Source organism: Barnesiella intestinihominis YIT 11860 (assembly GCF_000296465.1).
GTDB lineage: Bacteria > Bacteroidota > Bacteroidia > Bacteroidales > Barnesiellaceae > Barnesiella > Barnesiella intestinihominis.
Genome location: NZ_JH815203.1, coordinates 483,654 through 506,576, shown reverse-complemented (window position 1 = coordinate 506,576; position 22,923 = coordinate 483,654). Strand labels below are relative to the sequence as shown.

Sequence of the window (22,923 nt, the reverse complement as noted above, 5' to 3'; positions counted from 1 at the left end):
CTATGAGAAAGAGGGGGAAATTGTGGCAGGATCGAAAAACATACGGGAGGGGAAAATAAAAAGGCATCCGATGAAAATCGGATGCCTGTAAAATATTCAGATCAAGTTATTTTAGAATAGTAGAGAGGTCAGATACAATCCTCGTTTTTTACCCATGTACCTGTTTTGTCGATAACTCCCCAAAGCGTATCCATTTTGACTTCGGCGAATCCTTTTGAGAAAGAATCTGCTTCGTCATATAGGAACGGTAGAAATTCTTGCCCCGCTTTATCTATAAAACCCCATTTCCCGTTTTGCTTTACCGCTGCGACATCTTCTTTGAAATTCCAAGCATAATCATATTGTAAAGGTATGAGTAAATGTCCGGTTTTATCTATAAAGCCCCATTTCTCATCGACTCTGACAGCCGCCAATGACTCGTTGAAACACCAAGAATCGTCGTATCGAGGGGGAATGACAACTTTCCCCGAACAATCTACATAACCCCATTTATCATTTAGTTTTACCGGAGCCAGCCCTTCGTGAAAATCGTCGATGTGTTCATAAATAATAGGAACGATTTCTTTGCCTTCTTGATTGATATATCCATATCGATTGTTTCGTTCTACCATGGCTAATCCATTATGAAAGGAGCTGGCCCAGTCGTAGTCGAGTTTGATGACTATTAATCCGTGTCGGTCGATGTATCCATATTTATGATCAACTTTCACTGCCGCTATTCCTTCGTGAAAAGAATATGCTGCATCGAATTGCGGGGCGATAAATATCTTTTGAGTTTTTTTCTCTCGATACCCATATTTCCCAGATTCGTCTTTGAAAGATTCAAGATCGGGAAAACCTCCTAATGAATTGAATTTGGAACTATTTTTCATAAGTAATGTGGTAAAGATAAAAAGGAAACAAGAACAAATATATTTTTTTTAATTGTAACTTCCAAGAAATATTCCCAAAATGTTTGAATGTAAAAAGGAGGGTTTCATACCGATCGATACTGTTTTTTGAGGACTAAAAAACAAAAATTAGAGAAAAAGATTTGGCAGTTTATGCAAACCAACTTACCTTTAACCAGTCTAAAAATGTTAACTTAATTATATAATTGCTATGACAAATGCATTATTCTGGCTTGTGCCTATTTCTTCGGTATTAGCATTACTCTTTGCTTGGTATTTTTATAAGCAGTTGATGAAAACGGACGAGGGAACGCCTCAAATGAAAAAAATAGCTCTTTATGTTCGCAGAGGAGCTATGTCTTACTTACGTCAGCAATACAAGGTCGTGGGTTTGGTGTTTTTAGTTCTGGTGATATTGTTTTCTATCATGGCGTTCGGTTTTGGAGTCCAGAACAAGTGGGTTCCGGTGGCGTTTCTCACGGGCGGTTTTTTCTCCGGCTTATCGGGGTATTTGGGAATGAAGACAGCCACTTACGCATCTGCTCGAACGGCTAATGCCGCCCGTACTTCATTAAATAGTGGACTGCGAATCGCTTTCCGCAGCGGGGCTGTTATGGGGCTTGTCGTTGTAGGGTTAGGTCTTCTCGATATATCGTTTTGGTATCTTCTGTTGAATGCAGTGATTCCGGCAGAAGCTATGAATCCTGCCCATAAACTTTGTGTAATAACGACTACGATGCTTACCTTCGGAATGGGAGCATCTACACAGGCTTTGTTTGCCCGTGTGGGAGGAGGTATTTATACAAAAGCTGCCGATGTGGGAGCCGATCTTGTCGGTAAGGTCGAAGCGGGGATTCCAGAAGATGACCCTCGCAACCCAGCAACGATAGCCGATAATGTGGGTGACAATGTAGGAGACGTGGCCGGTATGGGGGCCGACTTGTATGAATCGTATTGCGGTTCGATATTAGCGACATCGGCTTTGGGAGCTGCGGCCTTTATGGGAGCCGGCGAAACCGACATGCAGATGAAAGCCGTAATCGCTCCTATGTTGATTGCGGCAGTGGGTATATTGCTTTCTATTATCGGGATATTTTCGGTTCGTACACGGGAAGATGCAAAGATGAAAGATTTGTTGAAATCTCTCTCTTTCGGTACAAACCTCAGTTCTGTACTTATCGTATTCGCTACTTTTGGAATTTTATGGGCTTTACAGTTAGAAAACTGGGCATTTATCGGCGGTTCGGTAATCGTGGGATTGTTAGTGGGGATTGTTATAGGTCGCAGTACGGAATATTATACCTCTCAATCCTATCGTCCGACACAGCGTTTGTCGGAGAGCGGGAAAACGGGCCCTGCAACAGTCATAATTTCGGGTATCGGGTTGGGTATGATTTCAACTGCCGTTCCTGTGATTGCCGTTGTCGCTGGTATTATCCTTTCCTATTTGTTTGCATCCGGGTTCGATTTATCGAATGTCACTCTCGGTTTATATGGTATAGGTATTGCTGCGGTGGGAATGCTTTCGACATTGGGAATCACGTTGGCAACCGATGCTTATGGTCCTATTGCCGATAATGCGGGAGGAAATGCTGAGATGAGCGGTTTGGGCGAGGAGGTGCGAAAAAGAACCGATGCCCTCGATTCTTTGGGAAATACAACGGCGGCTACCGGAAAGGGATTTGCTATCGGTTCTGCTGCACTTACCGGTCTCGCTTTGCTGGCTTCTTATATGGAAGAGATTCGTATCGGGTTGACTCGTATCGGAGAGACGGTGCTCGAATTTGCCGATGGTACATCGGTCTTGATTAGTGAGGCGACATTTACCGATTTTATGCGGTATTATGATATTACGTTGATGAATCCGAAAGTTTTGTCGGGTATGTTCATCGGTTCGATGATGGCATTTCTTTTCTGCGGATTGACGATGAATGCTGTGGGACGCGCTGCTGCACACATGGTGGAAGAGGTGCGTCGCCAGTTCAGGGAGATAAAAGGTATTCTTACCGGAGAATCTGAACCTGATTATGAACGTTGTGTAGCCATTTCTACTCAGGGAGCGCAACGGGAAATGGTATTCCCTTCGTTATTGGCGATTGTCGCTCCTATTGCTACGGGATTGATATTCGGTGTATCGGGTGTTGTCGGGTTACTTATCGGTGGTCTTAGCGCAGGATTTGTTTTGGCTATCTTTATGGCGAATGCCGGAGGGGCTTGGGATAATGCCAAGAAGTATGTCGAAGAGGGTAATTTCGGAGGAAAGCACAGTGAAGTACATAAAGCGACGGTTGTTGGAGATACGGTGGGCGATCCGTTCAAAGATACGTCTGGTCCGAGTTTGAATATATTGATTAAACTAATGAGCATGGTCGCTATTGTGATGGCGGGATTGACGGTCGCTTGGAGCCTTTTGTAGTAAAGATTGATTTATAGAGTATAGAAAAGAGTCGCTCCGAAAATCCGGAGCGACTCTTTTCTATGTCTGTTCGAGATGGTTTAGAAATGGGGAAAGGGTATCGAAGTTCCCTTTTGAATGGATATTTTCGAGTAGGGCGATACTGCTGCCCAAGTTGCCATATCTTCCAACGTTGCCGGATAATTTTCCCGGCCTTGCAGAGCTTCACCCAAGACCCTTAGCATGATGTAGTCCATGCCTTGATGATGCCCGTCATAGCGAAGAGCTTCCGATTCCCATTGCTGCCAGAACCGATGTTTGTATTGCTCGATGTATTTATCTTCGGGTTCCCATTCCTCGAAAGGACTTAATCCATCGATGTAAATGGCATTTTTCTCGGCATTCCAAATTCCGTTGGTTCCTTGAACTTCGTAGTTGAGAGAACGGGGCCGCGGGAGAGTGGTATCGTGCAATAAGTTTATTTGAGCCCCGGAATCGGTTTGGAGTATCGAAGTGACGACATCGCCCATTCGGAATGTGTGTTGTTGTATGTCGGTATATTTCATTCCGTTTCGCTTGGCCATACAAGCGTGGAGTCCTAATCCCGGTTTTGTGGAGAAAGACGTGATGCTTTTTATATAGTCTGTATGATTGATACCAAGGAACATGCACAAGGGGGCTAGACCGTGGGTCGGGTATAAATCGCCGTTTTCGGTTTTGTAATATTTCGATCTCCACTCCGATTCAGACCCATTTTGTACGCCGAAGTTTCCGGTTTGATCTATGAGTATATGGGTGAGGTCATGCCGGTATCCTCCTTGAAGAAAGACCAAGCGACCGAATATCCCGGCATGTATCATATTGTTTATAGCCAGAATATCGTTTCTGAATAGTGTGTTTTCAAGAGGAAAGACCTGTTTTTTATTCTGTCGGCTTTCATGGATAATATCGGGGTACTCGTCTATATCCAATGCTCCTTTCACTTCTATTGCGACGTGGCATCCAGATTTTAATGCCTCGATGGTTTGTTCTTTGTGGAGATGCCACGGGGAAGCTATGATGACGAGGTCTATCGTGTTTTCATTTAGCATTCGTCGATAATCGTCAGTCCCAGAATTGTAAATTTTAGGAATCTTTTCTCCCGCGAATAGTTGCGATATAATTTCTGATAGGTTGGGAGATATATCGCTGACAGCGATAATATCGAATAGATTTATTTTTTGCAAAAGGGTTATTAAGTACCGTCCCCGGTAGCCGGCTCCAATAATGGCTGTGCGTATGTTTTTCATTGCAGAAATTTTATAATTAAAGAAAAACTCTACAAATATAGCGAAAGGCAAGTGCAAAGGCAAACGGAAATTTCATTTCCGATTTGACTCTGCCGAACCGTATCCTATATTCTACAAATATAGCGAAAGATGAGAAAAAGATAAAGCGACTAATTTCATTTTTATTCGAATCTCCTCTATCTCAATGATCCCAAGTATAAAGGTGAGAATATCGGTTCTTGTGAATATGGAAGTAGAATTGTAGGTGTCGTGGTGAACCAACGAGATATCGCAATTGTTATTAAGGAAAGTTTTTAATCTAAAAGAGATATAATTATGGCAAAAGAAAGTGTAGCTATTTTGAAGGGAAGAATAGATGTATCGGAAGTTCTCGATGAGTTGAATGCCGCTTTGTCGGAAGAATGGTTGGCGTTTTATCAATATTGGGTGGGAGCCCTTGTAGTGAAAGGCGCTATGCGTGGCGATGTACAACGAGAATTTCAGGAACATGCTATGGAAGAGTTCGAACATGCTAAATTGATAGCCGACCGTATTATCGAGTTGGAGGGTGTTCCCGTATTGGATCCTAAGAAATGGTTCGATTTGGCAAAATGTGCTTATACTCCTCCTACTGATGTAGATGTAGTCAAGTTGCTGAAACAGAATGTCGCAGCAGAACGTTGCGCTATATTACGTTATCAGACGATCGCTGCATTGACCGACGGGAAGGATTTTACGACTTGCGATATCGCCAAACATATTTTGGCAGAGGAAGAAGATCATGAACAAGACTTACAAGATTATTTAGACGATATAGCTCATATGAAAGAATATGTGTTACAGAAGTAGTGTCTGTTTTGATTTATATTTATGGTTAGAGTTCAAAGACAGAATCCCAAGCGGATTCTGTCTTTGTTTCGATTAAGATAAACCGATCGTCTAAATTTGCGGTGTGGTGTTTTGTTGTGTCGATTCGGCTTGACTTTGATGGATAGCTTGCAGCAGTTTGTCGGCGAAAGGAAAGGCTCCGTTTTGCAGAAGCATTTCGAGCGATATTTTCCCGGAACGAAACAGCTCCATAAGAAATTCGTTGGATGCCATTCTTAAAGCGGGTGTCGATAGTGTTTCGGCAATTGATAAATCGAATTCTGTATTACGAACTTCCTCTGGGGTATAGGTAGAGATTTCTTTTCCGTAATTGTTTCCTGCTAAGTTTAAATAACGGTTATCCGAGTAGAATTGCTGGATTGTTTTCATGATTTTTATATCCCGGTCTTCTCGGAATGTTTTGAACGACTCGAATAGATCGAGCAGATTGGTCGAAGAATATTGTATTTGTTGGGCATATAGAGAGGCCGGAGTACCGGATTGGGCTGCTTTGCCCTGTATAGCACCGTGGACGCCGGATATGTCTTCGAACAAGCGCATTTGCAACGAAAGCATTTCATAAGCTCCCACTTGTGTGGCATTGACCGCTATTTGCTGGGGCATGGGAGAGCCCGGTCTGGGACGGAATAAAATGATACCGTTATATTTGGTCCACTCGTCGGCAATATCTTCGATTGTCATGCCATCGGGAATTTGATCTTCCGGGAATAGTAATACGCCTTTTGCGCTCGAACCCATGATAAAATCTATCATGGTAATCAGTCGGTTGATATACCTCTGCTGGTCGATTACATCTTCGACGAAGGCATGTACTTCACCGTCTATGAGAGGGTATAGTTTAAACACGTAAGGGTGTTCTCCATGCCAGTAGGGAGTTTCTCCTTCGTCCAATAAGTCTCCCAGTGGGGAGAAGAAGCGATACCGCCATGTTTGCATTATACTCCATTCAGTTTCGATAAGCTGTGCAGTTTCTTCCGGTTGTCCCGATGTGCGAGCTTCGTGTACTCTTTTCCTATTTTCTTTGTTTATATCCTCGGCTCCTGTCACAGGTATGTGGTAATATTCACCGGAACGGAAATCGTGGCAGTTCAGTACTTCCCGACTTTCGAGTTTCCATATTTCTATGACTCGGCACATATCTTGATTGGCCGGCATAAAAAAATCGAGTCGGTCGATTGCTTTTGCCGTGAGGTTCTCGAAGTTGTGCCGTATCGTTTCATTGTCGGCCTCTGAGTAGATGTTACGTAATTGTATGGCACGAGCCCTTGACCCGAAAGAAAATCTCGATATTACTTCGGCGATAGACATGTCGTGTAGTTCGCCTATGAGAGTACAATCCCAATGGCGGCTGTCCTCCATAGCGTTGAAGAATATTCGGTTCGGATTTATTTCATCTACCCAGACGTCGGTTTTTCCTCTACGGTGTCCATATCCTATTTTCTGGAAACAAATACCCGAAATCAAAAACTCTTCCAATGTGCGGCTATCGAGTTCTTGTAACCGATTATGCTGGTAGGCGTATTGAACGGCTGTGCTCATCAGTTCCCCCAAACTCTGTTCCTGCCTGTCGCGAGCTATACATACGGGTTGGGTTTGGTTGTTTCTGAATTGCCCTAAAACGGCTTTGACCATTTGGCGGATCAGGTTGTTTTTCAGAGGAACTTTTCCTTGTTCTCGTATATACTGTTCTTCGCTTACGACTCTGCCGTCGGGTAGTTTTATCAAGTCGTTCCATTGTTTTCCATAAGTATAGTCCCTGTTTCGTTTTCGCTTTTGCCTGAAATGTTCTATATTCTCCCATGCTTTTTGAGCCTGTAACAGTATCGGGTAGTGAGAGCGCTCTATTTCGTTTTCGGTTTTTAAAATATCGAGTTGTTTCATCGACGGATTTTTGTACGAATTATTTGCCATAGATTTTTGTTTTTAAGTTCGCTACAAAGAAAATAGTTGGTATTTTTATTTTTATGGCATGATTATATAAATATTCGTATTTTATATTATTATGTTGATGGCTTATGTAGTTGATAGATAATGTGTTGTGGAGTGTGCCTTTGTGGTGTGGAAGAAAAAGAATATAAATAGTTTTTATATATAGCTTTAATGGCTATATTCGCGCTTTATTAACATGCGATCAGTAAATATTTTGAAAAAAATTACTGAAGTTCTCCCCGCAGAAATTGTATTAAAATACCCCTTTGGAGAACTAGGTGTAACAAAACTAAAAAGAAATGAGAAAGATTTTATTGGTAGTCGCTACCGTGATGTGCATGGGTGGAGCTTTCGCTCAACTTTCTATGGGTCCGAAATTAGGTCTTAACGTCTCTTCTTTGACTGGAGATGGATCGAATTTCAGAGCAGGAATGAATGTGGGGATCTTTGCTAATTATCGTATTAATAAATTATTGGCGATTCAGCCCGAATTTTATTATTCGATGCAGGGGGCTGGTTTTGATGATATATCGGTTCTCACGAAAACTTTGGAATCGAACTATACTTCACACTATCTGAATATACCAGTTTTGTTGAAAATTTATCCGTGGGCAGGTTTGAATGTTCATTTTGGTCCTCAATTCGGCTTCTGTGTCGATGATGAATATAAAGCGAAGTTGGCGGGAAAAGAGATTTCGTCCAAAGATTTGGAACCATATGGATATGGCTATAAGGCTAAAACATTCGATTTTTCTCTTGCTTTGGGAGTTGGGTATGAGTTTGATTTTGGTATGACGATCGATGCCCGTTATAATTTCGGACTTTCTAATGTCTACGATGAGGAGGGTAGTCCTAATAATACAATGTTCATGCTTTCATTAGGCTATAAGTTCGATTTGTAAATAAGAAAGGATTTTAAAATAGAATAGAAAAACAGAGGGATACATCGTTAACATGTATCCCTCTGTTTTTTTAGGCTAATACTCTGCTAGTCGAACAGAATTTTGGGGTTCATTTGGGACGGGCTACGCCACTGGATATCGTAGTCTTCGGCCAAAATAGCAGATAACGTCGGCCAATAGGCATGACAAAACCCCATGCCCTGAGGGTGTTCTTGTAATCTGGCATATGCTTTTGCTTCTGCTTCGTCGATAACCTCTTCCCAGCGGGCAGTCCATTCTACCGGGTCGTGTTTCAAATGTCCCTCGTCTTTAATTTTATCATATTCACCACGGTCGGCATACCATATATTTGTTCCTAATAGGCTAATTTCATGTTGAACGTCTTCGGTGATACCCAGTTCGTGACCGGTTTCTGCTTCGATACGATAAAGGGCTTCCCTTTCCAATTCGAGAATTTTTACAGATAGGCGAGGATGTGAAAATATAGTCCTTTTTATTCTGTCGCATGTTTTGTAAACGAGGTCATACATGCTCATTTCTCCCGTTTCGAGTAAAAGAGGCCCATATTGTAATACTTCACGTATCAGATTCGCATTTTGCCATGTGTTTTTGTTTCCCTTTATATTTTCTTCGGCCCAAAGGCAGTTACAACGCAGTAGGTCGGCACGGGCTTCCATGTCGTTCGGGTTTTTCGCCAATCGGCTAAGTAAGGTCTTGTGTTCTTTGGAGAAATCTATCATAATGTTTCATTTTTGGTTAACTGTAAGGTTCTGCAATATCGCCGGGGCTGTAATAGTCTCGTAACCATTCATGAGCCTCTTTACTACCCAGATTATCAGCAACGGCCATATATTCTGCGATAATTTCGAGCGACTCCGGTGATTGTTCGGCAATAGATTCGGCAATGAGTAAAGCAGAGTCTACATCACCGTCTTGCATGAGATCCCAGTCGATTTTATCAACCGTGAATTGCCGAGAGCATTCGAAAAATTCGTCCCAGTGAGTGAGTCGTACTTGGGAGCAAATCAATTCGATGTAAAAATCTCCTTGACTGCCGGGGAGCACTTGTGGAACTTCGAAATGATATTTTGCTCCATCGGACAATATTATCCTCGTGCCATTGTGTATAAAAGTTATGGAAGTATCGGTCGTTTCCAGAATTGTTAAGGTTCCCCACGATGTTTCGAGATTCAGACGTTCGATCAAATTCACTCCGATAGCCAAACCGTCTTTATCGAACGTATGGATTCTGGCAATTCTGTAATCATACGACCATGTTAACAATAGGCTATTCCAAAGAATTTCGATTTTTGCTTCCATACTGCTCATGAGGCAAACTGTGTGATGAACATTCAATTTAAATAAAATGAAGTAAGGTTAATCCCTACACAGCCTCCCTTTCGTGAAATTTCTTGCTTACAATATTCGTAAAATTTTTTGATATATGCAAGTAGAAATTTAGAAGCTGTTTTAAATTTATAGAGAAATAATATTATCATTTCAAGCAGGTATGTTCCGGCCATATTGAGCCCCAGTCTCTCATCTAGAATCCCTTGATTTTTGTCAATAGCCCGCTATTGACTGCCTATCTCGGACTCCAATCTGCTTCAACATAGGTCTCAATCTGTCTCGGAATAAATTTAAAACAGCTTCTTATTTTGTATTCTCGAAAAGAGCTCTTAATATTTATGGAACATATGGTATCGTATTATACCGACTGGGCTATCTTCTCATCTATCTTAGCTATTTTTTCATCGAGAGAGAGGGCTGCGTCGAGCCAAAAAATGGAGAATCCCCGACGCTCCATACCCCGGAACCATGTCATTTGCCGTTTGGCGAATTGGTGAATCGCTATTTCGAGCAATGAAACCATTTGATCGTATGAGGTGCGCCCGATGAGGTACTCGGTAATATATTTGTATTCGAGCCCGTAGTAAATGAGAGATTCTGGATCGATGCCGCTGTCGAGCAAACCTTGAACTTCGGCCACCATGCCTTGTTCGAGACGATTGCGCAGACGTTGCGAAATTTTGGCGCGTCGGTTTTCCCTATCTATGTTCACTCCGATAATCAAAGCGTTTTTTACCGGATTAGGAATAAGTTTTTCGGGCTCTTGCCGAGAATAATATTCGGCTATTTCAATGGCGCGGATCGCTCGCTTACAAGTATCGGTATCTGTTTGGTTGTGTAGAGTCTTGTAGTTTTTGAGTATTTCTTCCAATTCGGATAGTGATTTTTCAGCAAGATTTTCACGCAGGGCCTTGTTTTCGGGTACGGGAGGTAACGAGTACCCTTTGAGTACGGCTTCTATGTACAGACCTGTACCCCCGCAAAGAATGGGCGTTTTACCCCGCTTGATAATATCTGCGTAAGCGGTGTTGTAATCCCGAATATATTCAAATAGATTATATTTATATCCGGGTGGGCAAATATCGATTAGATGATAGGGAATAGCGTGTCCTTCATAGGTGTATTCGGATAAGTCTTTACCTGTACCGATATCCATTGAACGATATATCTGACGGGAATCCGCACTGATAATTTCGGTGTCGAGGTGGGCGGCCAGCGCCACCGCCAAAGATGTTTTACCGGAAGCGGTGGGACCCAATATGGTGATTAAATCAAGCATCGCAGCAATTTGATGAGGAACATTTTTTACCTAAAATTTTTCGAATCCATTTGTCTATACGGTATAAAAGGCGGTCGTCGTTGTGCCGGCTTACGTAAAGCCAAACCGGGTCATCTAATTCGATATCCAGCAAATCGATTCTGTGTAATGTAAAGGACGGCTTATATCCTCTTATCGGATATCTCCTTTTTCCATTGCTGTAATAGGTACGGGCCGTATTGACAATCGTATAGAAACGGGCATAGATTTCTTTAAATAGAGGATAAAGCCTATTGCTATGGAATAATCTTGTTATTTCTTCTAAGGTGTACCAGCGGCCGTTATATCTGTTTAGTTTATTTTGATCCTTGTCCGAGATAAATAATACGTAATGTCCGACCCTTCGCCAAGAATCTTCGGCGATAGCCGATGATATGTGGCGTAAATCGGGTTTTTCTATTTGAAGTTCTTCGCGTATGATTTGCCGGGCTTTTTGTTCCTCTTCTTCTTGCGTCGTACAATAGTCTGTATAACGATGTATAGGAATATCGAACCCTTTGCCGCTATTGAATTCTATTTCATCTCCTTTGTTTTCGATTAAGTAGATTTTTTCTTGACCTATGACCATAATACGAATTACCGTGAAAAAGTAATCCATATCGGGATTATTCGTTTTGTCGTTGATATAACGTTTACATTTTTTCTCGTGACTTTCGATAAGTTGTTGGATCAGCAGACGGCGAATAATTTCGAAGATAATGATAGCTATACTTAACCCCAGAGGAAAATAGAAGTAAAAATAATTCCCGGCACGGCTTTGCCTTTCCACGCCAAAAGCAAAGAGTATCCATGATAACATAGTTACTAATATAGAGCCTATTAGAATTAAGCGTACGATATAATGAGTTTCATAGCGGCTGAAATCTCCCAGTAAATGCCGTTCTCGAATCCCTCCTCGTTTCAAGATACACTGATAACAGAATGGGGGGTGTATATTCCGATGTTCGAACAGATATAATATGACAACCATGCAGGGAGCCCAAAAAAGTACGATAGGGATATTATAATACCCGAAAAGGAGCAAGAATGCTTTTGTTATTCCTCCAAATATCATAGACCACCCTGTTATCCACCCTATTATTCCACATCCTTTAAAAAAATGTATGTAAAGCCGGGAGAATATAGTCCATATAATACCGGCGATAATCGATGTCAGGACAATGACATTTTCTTTAAGCGATGGGGCTAATCCCCATACGAGAATAGCAGGCACCAATCCCAAAGAATAGATGGTAGACCAACTTATTTTGTTACTTTTTTTCTTTTCCATAGGGTTGGGATGCTATTCCTTTTATTTCAGTTTATCGAGGAAAAAGTTACATACTTTGATATACAGATGATGACGGGTGTTGCAACCTCGTATATGGTGGTCTTTATTGGTATATATTTGAGTATCGAATTGTATTCCTGCTTCGATTAAAGCAGCGGAATATTGTAATGTGTTAAGATAATGAACATTATCGTCTGCTGTCCCCGATATAATCAACAAATCTCCTTTTAATTTTTCGGCATGAGTAATGGGGGCGGATTGTTCGTATCCCTCGTTGTTTTCATTCGGCGTACGCATAAAGCGCTCGGCGTAAATCGTATCGTAATAACGCCAGTCGGTTACCGGAGCGATAGCCACTCCGGCTTGATAAGTACCGTTGCTTGTGGACATGGCCATAAGAGTTTCGTACCCACCGTAACTCCAACCATATATACCTATGTGTTTGTCGTCTACATAGGGTAGGGTCCGCATGTATTCCGCTCCCGCTACTTGGTCTTCGGTTTCGAGTTTCCCTAATTGCATATATACAGAGGTTTCGTATGCCCGACTGCGTCCGCCGGTTCCTCTCCCATCGACGCAGGCGACGATAAACCCTTTGCTGACTAAGTAGTATTCCCAGTCTATTGTCCATTTATCCAGAACCGATTGGGAACCCGGGCCACTGTATTGCGACATGACTACCGGATAGCGTTTCGAGGGGTCGAAATTCGTGGGTTTCAAAATATAACCGTTCATTTGATCGCCTGCGTGATTGGGGCAGGTAAAAAATTCTTTGCGTGGCAAATCGGTTTGGGCGATTCGTGCTTTTAGCGTAGCATTGTCTTCCAGTGTGCGTATTACTTTCCCTTTGGCATCGCATACGGTTACGAGCAAAGGTTCATTGCTGTTGCTGTATTTGTTGATAAAATAAGTACACGAGGGATTGAACGAAGCCTGATTTGTCCCGATTCGTTCCGATAATTTGGTTTCTATCCCTTTTTCATTTATTTTGTAAATGGCTTTGTAAAGAGGACCTTCTTGATTCGATTCGTAAAAATAAGAGCGACTTTTTTCATCATAACCCAAAAATGCTGAAACATTCCATTCGCCTTTGGTGATTTGTTTAGCTAATGTTCCATTATAATTGTATCGGAAAAGGTGTTGATAACCGCTACGACTGCTGGCAATCACGAAGAAATCGGGATAGAACGAGATATTGTCTAATATAGATTCTTCGATCCAAGCTTTGTCTGTTTCTCTCAATAGCAGTTTGCTGATTCCCGATTTAGGATTGACAGAGTATATATCCATTTCGTTTTGTGTGCGGTTTAGCGTGACAACCGCGAGTCTGTTCGGATCGGTCGTAAATTTGATTCGAGGTATGTAACTGTCTGATGATATAGGCAGTTTCATCGTTTTTAAGGCTCGTGTTTCGACGGTATAAGAGAGTACCGATACTTGTGAATTGGTCTCGCCTGCTACCGGATATTTGTAAGTGAATCTTCCCGGATATAGGGTGTATTCCGGGTATGTGGGACAGTAACCTTCGTAGAGAGAGAAAGAATATTCGGGAACATGGCTTTCATCAAATCTCACAAAAGCTAATGTAGCATCGTCCGGCGACCATTGCAGGGTAGAAGTAAGAGCGAATTCTTCTTCGTAAACCCAATCGGGAATCCCATTGATGATTTTGTTTCGCTCTCCGTCGCGGGTGACGGCTACTTCTGTACCGTAATCGAGTTTTTTGATAAAGATGTTGTTATTTCTTACAAAAGCGACCATTCGGCCGTTAGGAGAGTATACGGCAGCTTGTTGTTTCCCTCCGTCGGAAAGCGGTTTCAATAAGTTCCTGCGTATCTCGAACGTGTAATAAGTGGCTTTGAATGAGCGTCGGTAAATAGGTTCCGAGTCGGCATAAATTAATAGATGTTTTTCATCGGGGCTGAGAGAAAAACCGTCGAATTGTTCCAAATTGCATTCTCTGGCAGTTTTTACGTCAAAGAGGGTATCGACTTCGTGTCCCGTCCGGTATTCACATTTTACGATACGTGTATTCCCGTTTGTCGCTGTGAAATAATGAACGCCATCGGCTGATGGATAAACCTCTGCTATATCTTTGGACTGAAATTTCCCGGAAGTAATATCTTCCAATGTAATAGCTTTTACTTGAAACGTGAAAATAAAAATCAAAGAAAGGAAAATGAGAAATACTTTTTTCATTGTTGTATAGTGATAAATCTATTGTTACATAAGTGATGAACAGTTTCGACACTAAATTTTATTCATTAGATACAAATGTAATAAAGGTTGATAGCGGTTACAAATAAGTTGCTCGGTTTTAATGTCGAGACGTATATTTTATTAGGAATCAAAAGTAGGAAAAAATATGGATAAAAAATTATATATATAATATATTAACTATATCGAGCCGAAAATTCCGTTTGCCTCTGCGCTCGCCTTTCACTATCTTTGTAAATACGAAGATAGGATGCGGCTCGGCATAGTCAAAACGGAAATGTGATTTCCGTTTGTCTCTGCACTCGCCTTTCGCTATCTTTGCAGTTTGAACAAAATGAATAAAAAGAGAACGATATGATAGAATATATTACGGGAGAGGTTACCGATTTAACTCCCGCCACGGCGGTAGTGGAGTGCATGGGAATAGGTTATTTGCTTAATATTTCGTTGAATACTTATTCTTGCCTTTCGAAAGGGCAAGCTACACGTCTGTATGTTTATGAAGCGATTCGGGAAGATGCCTATCAGCTTTATGGCTTTTATGACCGTCACGAACGTGAACTATTCATATTGTTGATTTCTGTTTCGGGAGTAGGGCCCAATACAGCCCGCATGATATTGTCTTCATTGAATCCTTCTGAGTTGGAGCAGGCGATTGTGTCGGAGAATCTAAATTTATTGAAGTCGGTAAAAGGAATAGGCGCTAAAACTGCACAGCGTGTAATTGTTGACTTGAAAGATAAAATAAAACCTACCGACAATCCGTTAGTAATAAGTACGCCCGCAGCCTCGGAAATTTACGAGGAAGCTGTGGCTGCGTTGGTGATGCTTGGATTTTCACAGCCCCAATCGCAAAAAACAGTTCAAAAGTTATTGCGTGATACTCCTTCGATGAGAGTTGAAGAGGTAATTAAGCAGGCTCTGAAAATGCTCTGATACCGGCGTCGTCGCCTTTTGAGTAAAGGCGGGAATTTGTGTAGGAGTATCGAATGAGAAGACGGATAAGGATTGGAACAATAGTTGTGCTAGCAGTGAGCGGATTAGGAGCCTATTCCGCTTTTGCTGCTTTGCAGTCGGCCGATCCGCAAAGTTCATCGAGCAGTATATCGGCAACGCAAAGCAATAAAGAATCCGATTCCATACAAGTCCGTTATCCTGTCACTAAAACATCACCCGAATCGTACGATGAAATCGGGCAGTTAGCTCCGATGGATTTGAAAAATCCTTCTAATCTGAAAACAGAAGTAGAGTATGATGCTGAAACGAATTGTTATGTAATCCATACCCGAGTCGCCGGGGTTGATGTTTGCACTCCTTTCATGTTGTCGGCGGCCGAGTATAACGATTATACGTTGCGTAAATCCATGCAGCAGTATTATCGGGAACGAAATGCACAGAATTTTGCAGAGAACAGCAAATCGGAGTTTAATTTTTTGGATATGCAGTTCTCTCTCGGGCCATTGGAAAAAGTTTTTGGACCGGGTGGCGTACAATTGAAGACACAAGGTTCTATCGAGTTGAATATGGGATTGAAACATAACAAACTCGATAATCCCGCACTACCGATGAGTTCCAGAAAGAAGACTTATTTCGACTTCGACGAGAAGATACAGGCTTCGGTAACGGCGAAAGTCGGTGACAAGATGTCGTTCAATATGAACTATAACACCGATGCGACATTCGATTTCGACTCGAAAAATCTCAAATTACAATATCAGGGAAAAGAAGACGAGATTATTAAGAATATCGAAGCCGGTAATGTGAGTATGACCACAGGGTCGTCGTTGATACGTGGTAGTACGGCTTTATTCGGTGTAAAGACGACTATGCAGTTCGGTAAACTGACGGCTACCGCTCTTATTTCTCAACAACAGTCCGAATCGAAAACGGTCAATGCGAGTGGTGGGGCACAGACCACGCCGTTCGAAATCCGGGCAGACGCTTATGACGAAAACAGGCACTTTTTCTTAGCTCATTTTTTTAGGGACAATTACGATAAATTTGCTTCCAAATTACCTTATGTCTCATCGGGTGTGAGTATCAATCGAATAGAAGTTTGGATTACGAATAAACAAGGTAATTATGAAGAATCGAGGAATATTGTCGGTTTTATGGATTTGGCCGAAAATGTTCATATCGGTAACGACCATTGGATATCGGCTACCGCGCAGCAGAATCCGATGAATAACTCCAACTCGTTGTATGCCGAGATTAAAAACGGTTATCCCGATGCTCGTAATATCAATTTGGTGACACAGGCTTTGGAACCTCTTTCTGTTTATGGTATCGAGGGGGGGCAGGATTATGTGAAAATAGAGAGTGCCCGGAAACTTGCTTCTTCTGAATATACCTTGAATTCCCAATTGGGTTATATCTCTCTGAAAAGTAAGCTGAATGCCGATGAGATGATTGCTGTCGCTTATGAATATACTTATAACGGACAGGTTTATCAGGTTGGGGAATTTTCGGGAGATGTTACCGATACGGATCAATGTCTTTTTCTGAAAATGTTGAAGGGTTCTACCATATCGACCTCATTACCCATTTGGGATTTAATGATGAAAAATGTTTATTCGCTGGGGGCCTATCAGGTTCAGAAGGATAAATTCAGGCTGTACATTAAATATCAGAATGATTCTACGGGGGTAGCTGTAAATAATATACCGGAGGGGAATATATCCAATCAGACTTTGTTGCAAGTAATGAACCTCGACCGTTTGGATGCGAATGAGTCGGAATATTCCGATGGTATTTTTGACTACATAGAGGGGTATACGATTCAATCTTCGAACGGGAGGATTATATTTCCGGTCATAGAGCCGTTCGGTAGTCACTTGGCAGAAAAAATAGGAAATGCGGCGATAGCGGAAAAGTATGTTTATCAAGAGCTGTATGATTCGACATTGACTATCGCCCAGCAAGTATCGGAGAAGAATAAATTTATTATGACCGGAGAATATAAAGCATCTTCGGGCGCAGAGATAAGATTAAATGCGATGAATGTACCTCGGGGATCGGTGGTTGTTACCGCCGGAGGTATGACTTTGGTCGAAAATTCCGATTATATTGTGGATTATGCGATGGGTGTCGTGACGATATTGAACCAAAGTATAATCGAGGCGGGAACTCCGATTAGTGTATCGCTTGAAAATCAATCGATGTTCAATATGCAACGTAAGACAATGCTGGGACTCGATTTGAATTATGCGTTCTCCAAAGATTTTAATGTAGGAGCGACGATTATGCATTTGTCTGAAAAGTCCCTGACGGAAAAAGTAAATATGGGCGATGAGGTACTGAATAATACTTTGTGGGGAGTGAACTTGTCTTATAATACGAATTTTTTATGGTTGACCAATTTGTTGAATAAAATTCCGACTGTAAACGCAACAGCTCCTTCTACGTTGGCTCTCACGGCTGAATTTGCCCAATTGATACCGCATAAATCCAAAAACGGCAGCTCGCAGGGAACATCGTATATCGATGATTTCGAATCGACACAAACAGGGTTGGACTTGAAGTCTCCTTATTCGTGGACGTTGGCTTCCACTCCGTACGACCCTTCATCTGATGCTTTGTTTCCCGAAGCTCGTTATTCCAATGATATTCGTTATGGGCAAAATAGAGCATTGCTATCGTGGTATTATATCGATAGAATGTTTACTCAGAAAAACTCGACATTGATACCGGCTCACCTGAAAAATGATTTGGACCAATTGTCTAATCCTTATGTGCGTGAGGTGAGTGTACGGGAGATATTTCCCAATAAGGAAATCAATTATGGAGAATCGACGACCTTACAGACATTGAACCTTTCATTTTATCCACAGGAACGGGGACCGTACAATCTCGATGCCGATAATATCGACTCACAAGGGCTTTTGTTGAATCCGGAGAACCGTTGGGGCGGGATTATGCGAAAAATGGATTATACCGATTTCGAATCATCGAATATCGAATATATACAGTTCTGGCTCATGGATCCGTTTTTAGATGAGAATCAGACTAATCATAACGGGGGAGAATTGTATTTTAATTTGGGAGAAGTGTCGGAAGATATTCTTAAAGACGGTATGAAGTCTTTCGAGAACGGTTTGCCTGTCGACGGTGATACAACACAGATAGCGACTACGGTGTGGGGAAAGGTATCCAAACGTCAGTCGTTGACTTATGCATTCGATAATACCAGTGGTGCACGGGCTTTGCAAGACGTAGGTTTAGACGGTCTGTCGAATGACGAGGAATATGGGTTCTCATCTTATAGAGATTATTTGAACAAGCTCGAAACTAAACTATCTCCGGCGGTAGTAGAGGCTATGCGACAAGATCAGTTTTCTCCGTTTAACGATCCGGCCGGGGATAATTACCATTTTTATCGTGGACACGATTATGACGATGCACAAACTTCTATATTGGACCGATACAAACGATATAACGGAACAGAAAACAATTCCCGGTCTCCCGAGGAAATGAATGATTCGTATTATCAGTCTTCCAAAAGTGTTCCTGACGTGGAGGATATCAATCAGGATAATACGTTGAACGAATATGAAAGATATTATCAGTACCGCATATCGTTATGCCCCGATAGCTTGGAGGTGGGAAAAAACTGTATTACCGATAAACGGGAGACAACCGTCCGGCTCCGCAATGGTGAAGAAGGAAAAGCTGTGTGGTATCAATTCAAAATCCCTTTGTCTCGTCCTCAAAAGAAAGTGGGATCTATTCAGGATTTTAAGACGATACGTTTTATCCGCATGTTTATGACGGGTTTTGAGTGTGAGACACATTTGCGTTTTGCCACGTTGGAATTGGTTCGGGGTGAATGGCGGACGTATAACTATGCTTTGAATTTGAAAGGAGATGCTCCGGCTCAGGGTAAGATGGATATATCGGTGGTAAATATTGAGGAGAATGCAGGACAGGTTCCTGTTAATTATGTTTTACCTCCGGGGGTAACCCGTATCATAGACCCGGGGCAATCGCAAATAACTCAGCTTAATGAACAAGCCATGTCTTTGAAAGTAACCGATTTGCAGTCGGGAGATGCTCGTGCGGTTTATAAGAACAGTGGTATGGATATGCGTACGTACAAGCGGTTACAGATGTTTGTACATGCAGAGAAGCTGATTGACGATAAAACTAATTTACGAGATGGCGATGTGTCTGTATTTTTACGATTAGGATCCGATAGCAAATCGAATTATTATGAGTATGAGGTTCCGTTGTCATTGACGGAGCCGGGTAATTATAGCACATATAATGCACAAGATCAGGAAGCGGTTTGGCCACAATCCAATATGTTTGATTTCCCTCTTTCTTTGTTTACCGATTTGAAGCTGGAACGGAATGCAAAGAAGCGTATGGATAATTCGACGGTGACGTTTCAAACTCGTTATTCTAGTTATGATCCCGATAAAAATCAAAATAAGGTGACTATCGTGGGGAACCCTTCTTTGAGCGATGTTCGTACGATGATGATCGGTGTGAGAAATAATTCGAATGCAGCTAAGGATATAGTCGTTTGGGTGAATGAAATGCGTTTGACCGATTTTGACCAATCTGGTGGTTGGGCTGCCAAAGCAAATGTAAATCTCGGTTTGTCGGATATTGCTACGCTGAATATCGCGGGGCATGTAGAAACTGTCGGTTTTGGGGGGATAGACCAAAGCCTTACGGAACGTCGATTAGACGATTACTATCAGTATAATATAGCTACGATGGTCGAGTTAGGGCGTTTTTTGCCAGAAAAAGTCAAATTGAAAGCCCCGTTATTTTATTCGATTACCGAACAACGTACTTCTCCTAAATACAATCCGCTCGATCAAGATATCTTGTTGAAAGATGCTTTGGACAATGCGGGTAGTAAAGCCGAGCGTGACTCTATAAGTGATGCTTCGATAGAGAAATCGACTGTCGAAAGTTTCAGTTTGTCGGGAGTTTCTTTCGATATTAGGAGTAAGAATCCTATGCCCTATGACCCGGCTAATTTTTCTATCAGCTATTCTTATAATCGACAATCGAAACAAGACCCTACTACCGAATTTGAGAATACATACGATTATCGGGGTAGTTTCACTTATTCCTATACTCCTTTTGTTAAACCTTTTGTCCCGTTGAAGGGATTAAAGAGTAAATCTAAGCATTTGAAATTTTTGAAGGAATGGGAATTTAATTATTTGCCTAATAATATTGCGTTTAATACCAATATGTCGCGATATTATTATGAACAGCAGATTCGCGATGTGAGTGGATCGGGAGGAATGGCATTGCCGACGAGTGTAAGTAAAAGTTTTTTATGGGATCGGCAGTTCTCGTTGACATGGAATCTCACCAAGTCGATAAACCTTTCGTTGCAAACGATGACGAACGCTCATATCGAGGAGCCGGTCGGTGTGGTGAATAAACAGCTTTTCCCAGATGAATACGAAGCATGGAAAGATACCGTGTTGACCAGCATCAAGAATTTGGGAACACCGTGGAATTATAATCAAACTTTCAATGCATCGTATACGGCTCCGTTCAGCAAGATACCTGTTCTTGATTATTTGTCGTTTAATGCCAAGTATAACGCTACATACACTTGGGATAGGGGAGCCCAGATTTCAGAGGAAATAGATTTAGGTAACTCGGTGAATAATCAGGGGCAGTTGAGCTTTGACGGGCGTTTCAATTTTGAACAATTGTACAATAAGTCGAAATATTTGCAGAAGATAAACAAACGTTTTTCTTCCAATAATAGGGCTGCGGCGACGGCGAAGAAAAATAGAAAATTCGAACGTACCATTTTGCTTCGGGAAGATACTACGGTTACTTTAAGGCATAATCTCAACAATAAGAAGGTAAAAGTTGTGGCGAGGGACGATGCCGGAAAGAAAGTGGCCCTGAGGACGAAAGTGCTCGATGCCAATAATGTCGTGATTCTCGATAAAGGGACCCAACGCCTGAATGTGATAATTACTCCTTCGAATAAGAATGAACGTAATTTCTGGAAAGAAGCAGCCGAGTATTCTTTACGGGGATTGATGATGGTAAGAAATGCGAGCGTGCGTTATCGTAAGACCAATACTACTTCGTTGCCTCTGTTTTCCCCGAATGTAGGCGATATATTCGGGCAATCGACTTCGTATGGTCCTATGGCTCCCGGCCTCGATTTCGCTTTTGGTTTTACTGATGAGAACTATGTATACCGGGCAAAAGAACGTGGTTGGCTTTTATGTGATTCCACGCAGATAAGTCCGGCGGTCATCGGTCGTACCGAGGAGTTTAATTTTGAAATAGCGCTTGAACCTATCCGGGGTTTGAAAATAAACTTGACAGGAAATAGAACAGACACGCGTAGTTCTCAAATGCAATTTATGTTTGATGATATGCCGACTGTACGAGGCGGAAGCTATACCAAGACACATATTGCATTGAAGACTGCATTTAGGAGTAGTTCTGCAAAAGACGGATATTCGTCGCAAGCATTCGATGATTTTTTGAAAAATCGGGAAATAATAGCGGCCCGGTTAGAAGCGCATTACGGATCGTTGGGCAATTATCCGAATAAAGGTTTTATTGCCTCTACCGGCTTTGGAGATAAGCCCTATGATTCGGCTAACGGCGGTGTGAATCGTAGTTCTGCCGATGTAATGATACCTGCATTTATTGCTGCATATTCTGGCCGTGACGCCCGTAAAATCGATTTGTCTCCGTTCCCGGGATTGTCGGCTATATTGCCGAACTGGCGAATTACTTACGATGGTTTCATGCAAATACCATTTATAAAGAAACACTTTAAAGCGTTTACTCTATCGCATGCTTACCAGTGTACCTATGCTGTGGGATCATTTACTTCGTTCCTTAATTGGGTGGAATCGGACGGGGATTTCGGTTTTGTTCGCGATGAACTTACGGGCAATCCCATACCCTCTTCTCCATTCGATATATCATCGGTAATGATAACCGAGAGGTTTGCTCCCCTTATCGGGTTAAAGGTGACACTGAAAAATAATGTTACGGGCAATATAGAGTATAAAGATTCTCGCACGTTGACATTGAATTCGGCAGCCGGACAAATCGTAGAGGCGTCGACAACCGATTTTACAATCGGGGCCGGGTATAAGATCGCTAATTTTAATACGATTTTGAAACTGAAAGGGTCTCAAACAGGTGTTAGCAACGATTTGACGATCAATGCCGATTTTTCATTCCGCAAGAATCAGGCTCTTATTCGCCGTATTGAACAGAATTTTACTCAGGCAACCAGTGGCACTCGTACTACGATGTTGAAAGTAACGGCCAATTATGTATTGAGTAAACGTATTACGGTAGGGGCTTATTTCGACCATCAGATTAATACTCCGTTAGTATCCTCTTCATCATATCCTATTACGAACAGCAATTATGGAATCTCGGTGAGATTATCGTTATTGAAATAAAAGGAATTTATATTTTAAGTTAAACAGGTCGTTTGTTTAAACTGTTTCTTCAATTATTCGTTTTTCTTAATTA

General features: G+C 41.8%; 13 protein-coding genes. 5 read left to right on the top strand and 8 right to left on the bottom strand.

The features are described from left to right. Positions 1–128: 128 nt before the first annotated feature. Entirely contained in the window at positions 129–872 is a 744-nt protein-coding gene (locus tag HMPREF9448_RS02150; protein ID WP_008860940.1) for a WG repeat-containing protein, read from the bottom strand. Positions 873–1,101: 229 nt separating this feature from the next. On the opposite strand from HMPREF9448_RS02150, the gene HMPREF9448_RS02145 reads away from it, so the two are divergent. Next, the gene (locus HMPREF9448_RS02145; protein ID WP_008860939.1) at positions 1,102–3,306 is read left to right on the top strand and encodes a sodium-translocating pyrophosphatase; all 2,205 of its coding nucleotides are present in this window, start codon (positions 1,102–1,104) and stop codon (positions 3,304–3,306) included. An 80-nt stretch (positions 3,307–3,386) separates the two neighbouring features. Here the strand turns inward: HMPREF9448_RS02145 and HMPREF9448_RS02140 are convergent, their stop codons facing one another. After that, on the bottom strand, positions 3,387–4,574 hold the full coding sequence (locus HMPREF9448_RS02140) for a Gfo/Idh/MocA family protein (protein ID WP_008860938.1): 1,188 nt from the start codon (positions 4,572–4,574) through the stop codon (positions 3,387–3,389). A gap of 315 nt (positions 4,575–4,889) precedes the next feature. On the opposite strand from HMPREF9448_RS02140, the gene HMPREF9448_RS02135 reads away from it, so the two are divergent. Beyond that, complete coding sequence (locus tag HMPREF9448_RS02135) at positions 4,890–5,402, top strand: ferritin-like domain-containing protein (RefSeq protein WP_008860937.1); 513 nt, start codon at positions 4,890–4,892, stop codon at positions 5,400–5,402. Positions 5,403–5,492: 90 nt separating this feature from the next. Here HMPREF9448_RS02135 and HMPREF9448_RS02130 read toward each other — a convergent pair whose 3' ends face one another. Further along, positions 5,493–7,352 carry a portal protein gene (locus HMPREF9448_RS02130; protein WP_008860936.1) on the bottom strand — a complete coding sequence of 620 codons (1,860 nt, stop codon included), beginning with the start codon at positions 7,350–7,352 and terminating at the stop codon, positions 5,493–5,495. A gap of 317 nt (positions 7,353–7,669) precedes the next feature. Here HMPREF9448_RS02130 and HMPREF9448_RS14075 point away from each other — a divergent pair, with 317 nt between their 5' ends. Beyond that, positions 7,670–8,272 carry a porin family protein gene (locus HMPREF9448_RS14075; protein WP_008860935.1) on the top strand — a complete coding sequence of 201 codons (603 nt, stop codon included), beginning with the start codon at positions 7,670–7,672 and terminating at the stop codon, positions 8,270–8,272. 86 nt (positions 8,273–8,358) lie between these two features. Here HMPREF9448_RS14075 and HMPREF9448_RS14070 read toward each other — a convergent pair whose 3' ends face one another. From HMPREF9448_RS14070 to HMPREF9448_RS02100, 5 genes are all read right to left on the bottom strand, one after another. Then, positions 8,359–9,012 carry a hypothetical protein gene (locus HMPREF9448_RS14070; RefSeq protein ID WP_008860934.1) on the bottom strand — a complete coding sequence of 218 codons (654 nt, stop codon included), beginning with the start codon at positions 9,010–9,012 and terminating at the stop codon, positions 8,359–8,361. 16 nt (positions 9,013–9,028) lie between these two features. Continuing rightward, a complete protein-coding gene (locus HMPREF9448_RS02115; RefSeq protein ID WP_040295818.1) occupies positions 9,029–9,592 on the bottom strand; it encodes a hypothetical protein in 564 nt (187 codons plus the stop codon). A 388-nt stretch (positions 9,593–9,980) separates the two neighbouring features. Next, a complete protein-coding gene (gene miaA, locus HMPREF9448_RS02110) occupies positions 9,981–10,901 on the bottom strand; it encodes a tRNA (adenosine(37)-N6)-dimethylallyltransferase MiaA (RefSeq protein WP_008860932.1) in 921 nt (306 codons plus the stop codon). Beyond that, positions 10,894–12,210, bottom strand: a complete 1,317-nt coding sequence (locus HMPREF9448_RS02105) for a hypothetical protein (protein WP_008860931.1) — start codon at positions 12,208–12,210, stop codon at positions 10,894–10,896. The genes miaA and HMPREF9448_RS02105 overlap by 8 nt, the downstream gene beginning before the upstream one ends. A gap of 21 nt (positions 12,211–12,231) precedes the next feature. Then, positions 12,232–14,409 carry a S9 family peptidase gene (locus HMPREF9448_RS02100; protein ID WP_008860930.1) on the bottom strand — a complete coding sequence of 726 codons (2,178 nt, stop codon included), beginning with the start codon at positions 14,407–14,409 and terminating at the stop codon, positions 12,232–12,234. Positions 14,410–14,781: 372 nt separating this feature from the next. On the opposite strand from HMPREF9448_RS02100, the gene ruvA reads away from it, so the two are divergent. Together ruvA and sov are read left to right on the top strand one after the other, a co-directional pair. After that, on the top strand, positions 14,782–15,363 hold the full coding sequence (ruvA, locus tag HMPREF9448_RS02095) for a Holliday junction branch migration protein RuvA (protein ID WP_008860929.1): 582 nt from the start codon (positions 14,782–14,784) through the stop codon (positions 15,361–15,363). A gap of 53 nt (positions 15,364–15,416) precedes the next feature. Beyond that, on the top strand, positions 15,417–22,850 hold the full coding sequence (sov, locus tag HMPREF9448_RS02090) for a T9SS outer membrane translocon Sov/SprA (RefSeq protein WP_040295817.1): 7,434 nt from the start codon (positions 15,417–15,419) through the stop codon (positions 22,848–22,850). Positions 22,851–22,923 lie beyond the last annotated feature (73 nt).

Excerpts from the sequence above, each read along its gene's own strand:
- HMPREF9448_RS02150 (WP_008860940.1), bottom strand. The coding sequence starts at position 872 with ATGAAAAATAGTTCCAAATTCAATTCATTAGGAGGTTTTCCCGATCTT.
- HMPREF9448_RS02145 (WP_008860939.1), top strand. The coding sequence starts at position 1,102 with ATGACAAATGCATTATTCTGGCTTGTGCCTATTTCTTCGGTATTAGCA.
- HMPREF9448_RS02140 (WP_008860938.1), bottom strand. The coding sequence starts at position 4,574 with ATGAAAAACATACGCACAGCCATTATTGGAGCCGGCTACCGGGGACGG.
- HMPREF9448_RS02135 (WP_008860937.1), top strand. The coding sequence starts at position 4,890 with ATGGCAAAAGAAAGTGTAGCTATTTTGAAGGGAAGAATAGATGTATCG.
- HMPREF9448_RS02130 (WP_008860936.1), bottom strand. The coding sequence starts at position 7,352 with ATGGCAAATAATTCGTACAAAAATCCGTCGATGAAACAACTCGATATT.
- HMPREF9448_RS14075 (WP_008860935.1), top strand. The coding sequence starts at position 7,670 with ATGAGAAAGATTTTATTGGTAGTCGCTACCGTGATGTGCATGGGTGGA.
- HMPREF9448_RS14070 (WP_008860934.1), bottom strand. The coding sequence starts at position 9,012 with ATGATAGATTTCTCCAAAGAACACAAGACCTTACTTAGCCGATTGGCG.
- HMPREF9448_RS02115 (WP_040295818.1), bottom strand. The coding sequence starts at position 9,592 with ATGGAAGCAAAAATCGAAATTCTTTGGAATAGCCTATTGTTAACATGG.
- miaA (WP_008860932.1), bottom strand. The coding sequence starts at position 10,901 with ATGCTTGATTTAATCACCATATTGGGTCCCACCGCTTCCGGTAAAACA.
- HMPREF9448_RS02105 (WP_008860931.1), bottom strand. The coding sequence starts at position 12,210 with ATGGAAAAGAAAAAAAGTAACAAAATAAGTTGGTCTACCATCTATTCT.
- HMPREF9448_RS02100 (WP_008860930.1), bottom strand. The coding sequence starts at position 14,409 with ATGAAAAAAGTATTTCTCATTTTCCTTTCTTTGATTTTTATTTTCACG.
- ruvA (WP_008860929.1), top strand. The coding sequence starts at position 14,782 with ATGATAGAATATATTACGGGAGAGGTTACCGATTTAACTCCCGCCACG.
- sov (WP_040295817.1), top strand. The coding sequence starts at position 15,417 with ATGAGAAGACGGATAAGGATTGGAACAATAGTTGTGCTAGCAGTGAGC.